Source organism: Thermomonas sp. (assembly GCF_019104945.1).
In the GTDB taxonomy this organism is placed as follows: domain Bacteria; phylum Pseudomonadota; class Gammaproteobacteria; order Xanthomonadales; family Xanthomonadaceae; genus Thermomonas.
Window position 1 is genome coordinate 20589 of record NZ_JAHRWW010000034.1, and the last position, 10861, is coordinate 31449.

Here is a 10861-nt window from a genome sequence, read left to right on the forward strand (position 1 = left end):
CGAAAGCGGGCAGTAGCTCAACGGTATTGGCGCAAATAGCGTTTTTCGAACAAGGCTTTGGCCCAATGCGCAAAACGCGACAGTGGGACTGTACGCGGCCCACGTTCGCTGCGTTTGACGGTGATACCACGATCTAGCGTGTCGATGATGCACAGCAGTTCAGACTTAAAGACCTCTTCCACCGGCGCCCCAGCCAGCGCGCGCAGCAGATTACGCGCGGCCACTTCTGCTTGTAGGTCGGCTTGATGGGCCTGCTTGGGCATCCACTCCGGGCCAGGAAAGCTGCCACCGTCGCCTGCCACAAAGGTGCAGGCCACACCCGGCACGCGGCACTGCATATCGCCCTGCACCAACCCACCCGGCGAACGCGGCAGTACTGTGTTATCGAGCCAAGATTGCCCGGTCATGCCCGGCATAAAGAGCGTCAAATCCGACTCAATGCGGGTGTGCTCGAGCTGGATGGCGCCTGCTTCAAACTGCTTGGGTTTTTCTCCCAGCACAGTTTCAATTCCGCGCTTGTGCATTTCCGCCAAAATAAGTTCAACGGCCTTATCGCCCAAGCGCTGGCCCGGGCGTTTAGAGCCGCTGAAGAACACTAGTTTGAATTTGTCACGTCGGCCTTGCTTGCGCAGCAGTGTGTCGGTGCCAAATACGAATTCAAACATGGGGCCGCCGCGCATGGCGATAGGCTCATTGGGGTTAGTACCGAAGCCAAAGCACAGCGTGCCACCCGACAGCGCAGTCAGTCGATCACGAATCGCCTCACCCGCCTCCACGCCCTCACAGGGGATGATGGCGTGCTCGATCCCAGGTAGTTTGCGGATAAAACGTGCGCCACAGGCGATGATGAGGCCATCGTTGGTGACATCGCCCGCCTCGGTGTGCAGCGTGCGGCCATCTTCAGACAGCCCTGTGGCATGTGCCTGATGAAAATGGATGCGTTGGCGCTTAAAAAAGTTACCCAGTGGTACTACAAGGTCTTCTCGCTTGCGCTTCCCAGACGGCAGCCAGATGGTGCCGGGTAAGTAGTGCAACTCAGCGCGCGGTGCGACCAGCGTCAACTCTGCGTTTGGCGCGTGTTTGCGCAATGTGCGCAGCGCTGTGAGCCCAGCAAACCCGGCACCGACCACCGAAATGTGCGCAGCCATGATATGCCCTCCTAGGGCGAAATACCAAGCGCTTGCTTGGTCTTATTTTCAAGACTGGTGACACCGGCCTTGCGCGCGAGCTCCAGCGCTGCGTCTTTTGATACGCCGTCAAAATCCGCCTGTTCGAGCGCCAACAGCGCGCCCGCACGATTACTGCTAGCACAGTGCACCAGTACGGCACCGTGCGCGGGTGCGAGCGCCTCATGCAGCAATTTGGCATTGGCGTCGTTGATGCCATCTGCACCCGCTACCGGAATTTCGAGATAGCGCATCCCCGCGGCTTTTACTTCCGCCGCTTCATCACGCCCTTTCAGTTCTTCTGGCGTGCGCAGATTGATCACTGTGGTGATACCGCGCGCGCGCATGCCGGCCCAATCTTGCGCCGACGGTTGGCCGGCGGTGTAGAGGCCGGGCAAGGGTTCAAAGAGTTTGAGCGTTGAAGCTGCGGCTGCAGAAGACACCGCAGGTGCAGCCGCGGTGGTTGCGGGCGCATGCGCGCAGCCGCTGGCCAATACCGCTATCAAAAGTGCGCTTGCCAAGCGTTTCATCCGGAGGTCTCCATTGCGCGCTGTTCACGTTGTTTGAGAACGAAATACAGCAGAGGGATTACGACTAAGGTCAGTATCGTACTGACTAAGATGCCAAAGATCAGTGAAATGGCGAGCCCGTTAAAAATTGGGTCATCCAAAATGAAGAACGCGCCCAGCATCGCCGCCACGCCGGTTAGCACAATGGGTTTGGCGCGCACCGCGCAGGCGTCGATCACCGCATCCACCAAAGGCACGCCGCGCGCGGTTTCCTGATTGATGAAATCCACCAACAGGATGGAGTTGCGCACGATGATCCCGGCCAGCGCGATCATCCCGATCATACTGGTGGCGGTGAACTGCTTGCCCAGCAGCGCGTGCCCCGGCATCACGCCGATGATGGTGAGCGGGATTGGCGCCATGATCACCAGCGGCACCAGATAGCTACGAAACTGCGCCACCACCAGCAGGTAGATCAGCACCATTCCGGCGGCATAGGCAATGCCCATGTCACGGAAGGTCTCATAGGTGATTTGCCATTCACCATCCCACTTCACCGCATATTGGCTGGTATCGGCGGGCTGGGTGATGAAGGTTTGCGCCAGTGCTTGCCCTTGCACCGGGTTGTCACGCAGCTGCGACACCACGTTGAACATGCCGTACAGCGGGCTATCCAGCTTGCCGGCCTCGTCAGCGGTGACGTACACCACCGACAACCCGTCTTTGTGGTGGATCGCGCCGTCCCAAGGCAGGCGCTTGACCTGCACCAACTCCGACAGTGGCACCAAGGCGCCCTGCGCGCTGCGCACGTGCAATGCCAGCAGCCCCGACAACGTGGCCTGATCCTGCGCGGGCAGGCGCAGGCGAATCGGGCGCGGGTATTTCGAAGCGCCATCGTGCAGATAACTGGCATCTAGCCCGCCTACGCCCAGTGCGATGGCCTCCGCGATGGCCGATTGCGACACGCCAAGACGCGCGGCGCGCGCGCGATCCACCACGACCTGCTCGCGCGGCGCGTCGGCCTCGACGCTGGTGTCGATATCGACAATGCCTTCCGTGGTGGCAAAGCGCTCGCTGGCCAATGCCTTGGCGATGCGCCTCTGACCTGCGTAATCCGGCCCATACACTTCCGCCACCAGCGGCGAGAGCACTGGCGGCCCCGGCGGCACTTCCACCACTTTCACCGACGCGCCATAGCGCTTGCCGACCTCGGCCAGCATCGGCCGGATCGCCAGTGCGATGGCGTGACTCTGGCGCGTGCGCTGGTGTTTATCGACCAAATTAACCTGCAGATCACCGACATTGCTGCCGCTGCGCAGGAAATATTGCCGCACCAACCCATTGAAATTGATCGGCGCGGCGGTGCCCGCATAGGCTTGGTAATCCAGCACTTCCGGCACCGTATCGAGCTTGGCTGCAAGTTCGGTGAGTAGCGCATTGGTGCGCTGGAGCGTGCTGCCTTCCGGCATATCCACAACCACTTGCACTTCGGACTTGTTATCCAAAGGCAGCATCTTCAGTACGACCAGCTTGAACACCGCCAGCGAGGCCGACAGCAGTACCAGCCCCAGCATTCCAGCAAACAGCAGGCCGCGTTTTTTGCCCGCGTGCGTGCCGCGTAGAAACGGGCTCATTACGCGCTCAAAAAGACGGTGCAGCCAGCTTGCCTGCCTGTCTTCCTGCGCGTGACCATCACCTGCCGCGTGCCCATGTCGCGCCAACAGTTTCAGCGACAGCCACGGTGTGACCACCAGTGCGATGGCCAGCGACAGCAGCATGCCGACCGAGGCATTGATCGGGATCGGCCGCATATACGGGCCCATCAGACCGGAGACGAAGGCCATCGGCATGAGCGCGGCGATCACGGTGAAGGTGGCGAGGATCGTCGGCCCGCCGACTTCATCCACCGCTGGCGGAATGGCTTCGCGCAGGGTCTTGCCGCCCTTGGCCATATGCCGGTGGATGTTCTCCACCACCACGATCGCATCGTCCACCAGAATGCCGATGGAAAAGATGAGCGCGAACAAGGAAACGCGGTTCAAGGTGAACCCCATCGCCTTGGAAGCGAACAGGGTGACGGCCAAGGTGAGCACTACCGCCGCGCCAATCACGATGGCTTCGCGCCAGCCGAGTGCAAACAGCACCAACAGCACCACACTTAACGTGGCGAACACCAACTTCTGGATCAGCTTCTGCGCCTTGTCCGAGGCGGTGGCGCCGTAGTCGCGCGTTACGGTGACTTGCACTGTGTCCGGAATCAGCTCACCACGCAGCTGCGTGACACGCTGGGTGACTGCGCGCGTGATATCCGAGGCATTGCTGCCCGGCTTCTTCGCAATCGCAATTGTGACCGCGGGCGCGACGCCAGCCTGCGGACCTGCGCGCCCGGTAGGTGCGCCATGCCAGACGTATTGCGTGGCGATATCACCGCGCGCCTCTATGCTCGCCACATCAGACAGCAGCAGCGGCTTGCCGCCTTGGCTGCCAATCACCAGATTCGCCACGTCTTCGGCATTGGCTAAATACTGCCCCGCCGTGACCGGCACCGCCCCCGCTTTGGCATCGATGCGTTCACCTGCTTGATGGACGATATTGGCCGCCTGCAGCGCTTGCGCAAGATCACGACTGCTCATGCCATAGGCCGCAAGTTTTGCCGCATCCAGCGTCACCAGCACGCTGCGCGTGGGCGCACCAATGGTGTACACATCGCGGGTGCCGGGGATGCGCTTGAGCTCGGCCTCCAGTGAATGCGCCACTTCCGCCAATGCGGTGGCATCGGCATGCGCATCATCACTCCACAGCGTCAGCGCCATTACAGGCACATCGTCGATACCCTTTGGCTTCACGATGGGCTGACCAACACCCACACCCTGTGGCAGAAAATCGGCATTGGAAAAGACTTGGTTATACAGCCGCACCAGCGCAGGCTGCCGCGCTACGCCCACTTCAAACTCGACGGTCAGCACCGCCATGCCGGGGCGACTGATGGAATAAACGTGTTTGACACCCTCAATTTCTGACAGCTTTTGCTCCAGCGGCGTGGATACCCACTGCTCCACATCACGCGCATTTGCACCATCAAACGGCACGATCACATTGGCCATGGTGACATCGATTTGCGGCTCTTCCTCGCGCGGGGTGATTGCCACGGCCAACATCCCCAGCAGTAGACCCATGATCGCGAGGATCGGCGTCAGCGGATTGTTCTGGAACGCAGCAGCGAGCCGCCCGGAAACCCCCATGCGCTCAGTCACGGCCGCCCTCCACCGCCTTGCGCTGCGCCATCACCGCCTGCAGCGCGGCCACCGGGTCGGCAGCAACGATCTCGCCCGCCTTCACGCCTGCGATCACATCGACCTGATCGCCGTTGCGCGCCCCCAAGCGCAGCTGGCGCAGCAGCAGCCGTCCGTCTTGCACCACATACACCGCCGACAGCTCGCCGCGCTGGGCAATGCTGCTTGCGGGAATCGTCACGGCCGCGCGCCCTTCTTCCGCAGCAGCCGCCTGCGTATCTGCCGTAAACAGCACTTTGGCAGTTGTCCCCGGCGCGACTTGCGGCGTCAACGCGGGTAGATTGATTCGTACATTGACGCTATGTGTTTGTGGATCTGCCGCAGGAAAGACGATGACCTCTGCGGGCGTAATGTTTCTTCCATCGGCAAGCAGCACCTGCGCCGACTTATTTTTGCGAATCGCGTCAGCGCGGGTTTGTGGCACGGCCACTTCAATACGCAGCGCATTTGGAGCATACAGGCTCACCAGCGGCATGCCGGGGGCCACGGTTTCACCCGGCTCCACGCTGCGCGCCGATACCACGCCAGCATACGGCGCACGCACTACCGTATAGCCACTTTGCTGGCTGGCCTGCGCCAATACAGCCGCCGCCGCATTGCGCGCGGCAACGGCTGAATCACGCGCGGCGCGCGCTTGGTCGATCTGTGCTTTCGACACATATTGCGCATCGGCCAGCGCGGCAAAGCGTTTGTAATTTTGCTCTGCCTCCGCCGCCGACGCGTCCGCCGCGCGCAGCTGCGCGCGCGCGGCGTTGACGCCAGCGTCTTGCTCTACCGCCGTAATGCGCAGCAGCACATCACCAGCCTTGACCGACTGATTGACGTCCACCAACACCTCCGCCACCCGACCCGCTGTTTGTGCCGCAAGGTCAGCGCGCTGCACCGCCTGCACCACGCCGTCCCAGCCGTACCCAGACAGCGCGCTTCCGCCCTCCACGGTGAAAGTGGCTAGGTCTTTGGGCAGCGCAGGCGTGGCCACCGGCTTGTCGCTGCTGCAGGCCGCCAAGGCCAGCAGTGTGGGCAAGAGGATGAATCGCGTCTTCGGCATGGTTGCTCTCAGTGGAATAAGGAGGGGGCGTGTTGATGTGTGTTGCTACGAATTAGCAGCGGCTGCAGGAACTGCCTTCACCCTTGCCAATGCCCAACTTCTTCATGACTTTTGCAGCGGGGCAAAAACCTGTGAACGCAGACTGGAACAGGTTGGCGCCGATAAACACGGTGAACCAGAAGAAATTGGGATGCACGAACTTGGTCAGCAGCACGCTGATCAATACCATTACACCTGCAAACGCTTGTACTGCACGGTCAAGAGACATGATGTGTTACTCCAATCAATGAGGGTGGATCAAGAAGAACGCTTGACATCTTTCAGCCGCTCGATCCCAAGCAGGCTGAGAATATGCTTTTCATAGATGGGCTCGCTGGTGCCGTTGCGCATCTTGTAGAGGAAATATTTTTCAAACCCAATCTTCGCCAAGTGCACCCACTTGCCGATCTTGGTCCACGTCACATTGCGCGGCGGTATTTGCGGCAGCGCCACGAAAGCTGCGCCGGTATCGCCCATATCCGCAAGGCATACCGCGTTCCACGTGCCTTCAAAATTGGCCGCCTCGCCCTTGAGTTCGGCCTGGATGTTTTTGACGATCGTGGTGACCATGGATTCAATCATGAAGCCGGTTTTCGGCGCGCCGGTAGGCACCGGCGTTGCTTCTACCGGTGGAATGGCCACACACACGCCCGCCGAAAAAATATTGGGGTATCGCGGGCTGCGCTGCTGCTTATCCACGATCACAAAGCCGCGCGGGTTGCATAACCCTTCCACCGCAGCCACAGCATCCACACCCTTAAAGGCAGGCAACAACATGGAGAACTTGAACGGTAACGTGCGTGTGTCTGCGGGCTGGCCTTTGCCGTCGTGTTCAACTACGGTCATTTCACCATCACGCACTTCTGTCACTTTGCTGTTGACGACCCAATGAATATGGCGCTGGCGCATTTCCGACTCCATCAAACCTTTGGAATCCCCCACGCCACCAAGCCCCATATGCCCGATGTAGGGTTCGCTTGTCACAAACGTCATCGGCACCTTATCGCGTAACTTACGCTTGCGCAGGTCGGCATCAACGATCATGGCGAACTCGTAGGCAGGCCCGAAGCAGCTGGCACCCGCCACAGCGCCAATCACAATGGGGCCGGGGTTTTGCAAGAAGGCCTGATACGCCTCCCACGCCTGTGCGGCATGTGGCGTGGTACACACCGACTGGGTGAAACCGCCGTGCGGGCCAGTGCCTGGCACTTCTTCAAAAGCAAGTTTAGGGCCGGTGCAAATGAGCAGGTAGTCGTAATCAATGCGGTCGCCGTGCCCTGTGACCACCGCATTGCTGGCCGCATCAATCTGCGCCACGCCGCTGCCGTCATAGCGAATACCGTGTTTGCCCACGTGCTCGGCGACCGGCAGGGTAATGTCATCGTGCTTGCGCCAGCCCACCGCCAGCCAAGGGTTGGACGGGGTGAAGCCGAAGGTTTCGCCAAGCCCCACTAGCGTGATGTCATGCCCTTTGCCTAACACTTCGCGCAGCTCGTACGCCGCGCTCATGCCGCCAAGCCCTGCCCCCATCACTACAAACTTCGCCATTGCAACGCCCCCATGTCCTGCCACGTCGGCATATTCGAACATTAGCATTTGCTTATATTAGAGTCAACTGATATTTTATTGCCATGAACAAACAGCGCCCCACCATGGACCCCGAAGCCATGCGCACGCACGCAGGCGAAGCCGCACAGCTCCTACGCGCCTTAGCAAACGACAAGCGGCTGATGCTCTTATGTCTTCTGGTGGAAGGGGAACGCTCGGTGAGCGAGCTCAATGCCAAGGTGGAACTGAGCCAATCGGCGCTGTCCCAGCACTTGGCCGTACTGCGCACCGACGGGCTTGTGACCACGCGGCGCGAAGCGCAGACCATCTACTACGCCCTAGCCGACGGCCCAGCGCAGCGCATTATTGAAACGCTGCACGGGATTTATTGCGGTACTTCAACCAAGGCTTGTTGAATCGCGCCCCAGTCTTTTTGCTTGGGCATCACGAAACCGAAACCCTTACCTGCACGCCGCGCCCACAGTTCACCGATGCGGCGCTTTTCCACCTGATCTGGATCGTTGTACAGGTGCGCGCCCTTGTACTCGACCACCAACATGCGGCCGTCTTCCATCCGCAGTAGAAAATCGGGGTAGAAGCGCATTTTCGAGGTTGGCAGCGAGAATGCACCCGGTTTGCGCTCGACATTGCGCACCCAGTCACGCACGCCCTCCAAACGATTGGCAATAAAATCCGCACACTCGAACTCTTCGCCCTGCGATTTCAGGTTTCCGATCTGCGGAAAGAAGTGCTTGGGCAAGGTGACAAAACCGTTGTACTGCGAATCCCAGGCATAGCGACCGCTTTTGAACACGCACTGCAGGCGCGCATCCGCACTCATCTGCGTCTCATCGCCCAGCAAATCAAGGAAGCGTTGGCGGTGCCCCATGCGTCGCGCCGCCGCGATTCTTTCGCCCAGCGCCTCGCGCAGGCGCGGCCTGCGATACGCCAATTCGTCGATGGAAAATCCGCGTGATTCCTGTAGATGGCGCAGCGCGCCGGACAACCATGCTGCCAGCTCGTCCGGCTCCAGGTCCGGCGCACTCAAGCCGCGCTCCAAGGTCCATAGCAAATCCTCGACGCTGGCGGAGTCGCGCACACCCCAGAACCCCATTTGCACATCGAGCTTTTCCAGCGGGTCAAGATTCAGCCGGCCAGCTTCATTCATTTGCAACCGGCGCCGCTGCAAGGTTTCCACCTCGCGCGGAAACGCGGCGTCATCCAGTTGCGCGCTCACTTCAGCCAGTGCCAGCGTGCCTTCCAGTGCGGGCGCATCGCCTAGGTCACACAGCCAGTCGCCCTGCGACCAAGCCAATAGCGGAAGGGCAAACTTCTCGCCCCGCTCGGAAGGCGTTGGCACAAGCGATTCGGCGGGCGATGCCAGCCGACTGAACGCCTGCTCCAAACCCGTCGCTGCCGTGGTGCCGGCAAACGCATCTTTCAGCGCCTTTTGTTCCGCAGGCTTCCACGGCCCGCGCAGGGTCAGGCTGCCGGTTTCCGGCGAAATATCCAGCTTGCCCTCAATCCGCTTGCGGGTGGCCTCCGGCAGTTGGCTGAAATCCGGCAACACCACGGCATCGCCCTGCATCGGCAGGGGCAGCGACACGCTGGCGTTCTGGCGGAATAGATCCGCCGCGCCATTGTTTTCTGGCGTGATCGTGCGCACCAGATCATTGATGTCCTGACGCTCGAACCCGGCCTGCACCAAGCCGTCGCGCAAGGTGGCGGCGACCTCGGCGATATTGCTGGACACCGCAAACGCATAGGCGCGGTTAAGCGCCTCGTGCTGCTTGCGGGTCACCTGCGGCATGCGCAGCACGCGGCCCAGCACCTGCTCCAGCGCCATCTGCGTGCTGCTGCCGCGGAAGCTCATCAGCACATAGGCAGCCGGCCAGTCCCAGCCTTCGCGTAGCTTGTCCGAGGTGATGACAAAGCGCAGCGTAGCCGCATCCACATCCACCAGCTCATCCACGCCGGTGGCGGAACGTGCAATCTGCGCGGTCGGCACATTGAACTCGTCGATCAGGGCCTGCCGCACGCGGTCCACGGTCATCGCGTCCGGGTTGTCCTTCTGTTGGCGCTCTGCCTGCAACAACATGATCGGGCGCAGCACCTCGCCGGTAGCCGCGCATTCGGCATCGGCCTCGCGTTGCAGGGTATCCAGTTGTGCGATGGCTTCACGCAGGGCAATGCGCCAATCCGGGTGCACCGCCATGTCCACCGGCAGCTTGATCATGTCCTCGCTTTGAAGAGTGGAGGCGGAAATCGACACCAGGACATTCGACGGTTGATGCAGGCGATCCGGGGTGGCGGTCAGCTCCAGCACCGCACTGGGGGCCAGCCGAGCCAGCGTATCGAAGGCCAGTTCGCTACCTTGGTTGTGCGCTTCGTCCACCACGATGAACGGCCGGCGCAGCGCCAGCGCTTCCACCAGCGACCAACCGCTGCCGTCGATGCCGCGGAAATGCTCCATCAGTGCGCCATTGGCGCGATACACCGCCAGCCGTTCGGTATCGGCCTGTTTGAAGGCCTGCATGGTGGCCACGATGATGGTGTCGTGGCCGTCCAGCACCGAAGGTGGCACTGCCAGCGCCTCGTCTATATCCAGCACCGCCACATCACCAAACAGGTTGCGCAATTCGGTGTAAAGCAGCTCGCCGGGGGTTTTCAGCACGCGCAGGGTTTGCGTGCGGATGGCATCGGTGGGCACCAGCCACACGGTCAGACTGTGTTCGCCCAGCGGCAGCGCACGCTTGGCGCGGGCGATGGCGTGGCCGCCGATCACCGTTTTGCCGCCGCCGGTGGGCACGCGCAGGCAGACCACCGGCACATCGTCCGCAGCCAATGCTTCAGGCGCGTGGTACGGAATACGGAAACCAAAATTGGCTTGCGTGCATTGCTCGAACGCCAACCGGCTGGCCTGCCGGGTGCCGGGGTTGGCCTCGGACTGCGCACGCCATGCGTGCAGGAAGGCCTCGTAGCGATCCAGCACTTCGCTCTGGTAGTCCTTCAAACTCATGCGCGGTGGTCCTTGGGTTTGCGTGGCGCTTTGCGCTGGGTGGCGATGGGTTTCAATGCTTGGGTGGCGGCCAGGCTGTAGTGATCCACCAGCCGGCGTACCTCGCGTGCGCCTTCGGTTTGAACCATTCGGAATTTCCGAATAGTTCGTTCAGGTTCAAGCTCACCCTCGGCATAGGCGTTGGCCAGATGCTCGTTCACCGTGGGCACCGAGACTTGATACAGCTCCGCAATCTGCCG

General features: G+C 61.1%; 8 protein-coding genes and 1 pseudogene. 1 reads left to right on the forward strand and 8 read right to left on the reverse strand.

Annotation, left to right across the window (positions count from 1 at the left end; genetic code table 11):
• Nucleotides 1–17: 17 nt before the first annotated feature.
• The 6 genes from KUL77_RS08740 to KUL77_RS08765 are packed head-to-tail and all read right to left on the reverse strand — an operon-like array spanning nucleotide 18 to nucleotide 7651.
• Nucleotides 18–1148 (reverse strand): FAD-dependent oxidoreductase, encoded by a 1131-nt coding sequence (locus KUL77_RS08740; protein WP_297145853.1) that lies wholly within the window; start codon nucleotides 1146–1148, stop codon nucleotides 18–20.
• 11 nt (nucleotides 1149–1159) lie between these two features.
• Entirely contained in the window at nucleotides 1160–1696 is a 537-nt protein-coding gene (locus KUL77_RS08745) for a sulfur transferase domain-containing protein (RefSeq protein ID WP_297145856.1), read from the reverse strand.
• A complete protein-coding gene (locus tag KUL77_RS08750; RefSeq protein WP_297145871.1) occupies nucleotides 1693–4917 on the reverse strand; it encodes an efflux RND transporter permease subunit in 3225 nt (1074 codons plus the stop codon). The genes KUL77_RS08745 and KUL77_RS08750 overlap by 4 nt, the downstream gene beginning before the upstream one ends.
• Nucleotides 4918–4921: 4 nt before the next feature.
• Nucleotides 4922–6016: an efflux RND transporter periplasmic adaptor subunit gene (locus KUL77_RS08755; RefSeq protein ID WP_297145859.1), complete on the reverse strand. Its 1095-nt coding sequence runs from the start codon at nucleotides 6014–6016 to the stop codon at nucleotides 4922–4924.
• A 52-nt stretch (nucleotides 6017–6068) separates the two neighbouring features.
• Nucleotides 6069–6284, reverse strand: coding sequence for a DUF2892 domain-containing protein (locus tag KUL77_RS08760; protein WP_297145862.1), 216 nt, complete (start codon nucleotides 6282–6284; stop codon nucleotides 6069–6071).
• Between the two features lie 29 nt (nucleotides 6285–6313).
• Nucleotides 6314–7651, reverse strand: a complete 1338-nt coding sequence (locus tag KUL77_RS08765) for an FAD/NAD(P)-binding oxidoreductase (protein ID WP_343231545.1) — start codon at nucleotides 7649–7651, stop codon at nucleotides 6314–6316.
• A 35-nt stretch (nucleotides 7652–7686) separates the two neighbouring features.
• Between KUL77_RS08765 and KUL77_RS08770 the strand changes: the two genes are divergently transcribed.
• Complete coding sequence (locus tag KUL77_RS08770; protein ID WP_297145864.1) at nucleotides 7687–8019, forward strand: metalloregulator ArsR/SmtB family transcription factor; 333 nt, start codon at nucleotides 7687–7689, stop codon at nucleotides 8017–8019.
• Here KUL77_RS08770 and KUL77_RS08775 read toward each other — a convergent pair.
• Together KUL77_RS08775 and KUL77_RS08780 are read right to left on the reverse strand one after the other, a co-directional pair.
• Nucleotides 7989–10622 (reverse strand): DEAD/DEAH box helicase family protein, encoded by a 2634-nt coding sequence (locus tag KUL77_RS08775; RefSeq protein ID WP_297145866.1) that lies wholly within the window; start codon nucleotides 10620–10622, stop codon nucleotides 7989–7991. The two genes, KUL77_RS08770 and KUL77_RS08775, sit on opposite strands and share 31 nt — an antisense overlap.
• Nucleotides 10619–10861: pseudogene (locus KUL77_RS08780) on the reverse strand (hypothetical protein); the annotation flags it as partial. The gene KUL77_RS08775 and the pseudogene KUL77_RS08780, both read right to left, overlap by 4 nt.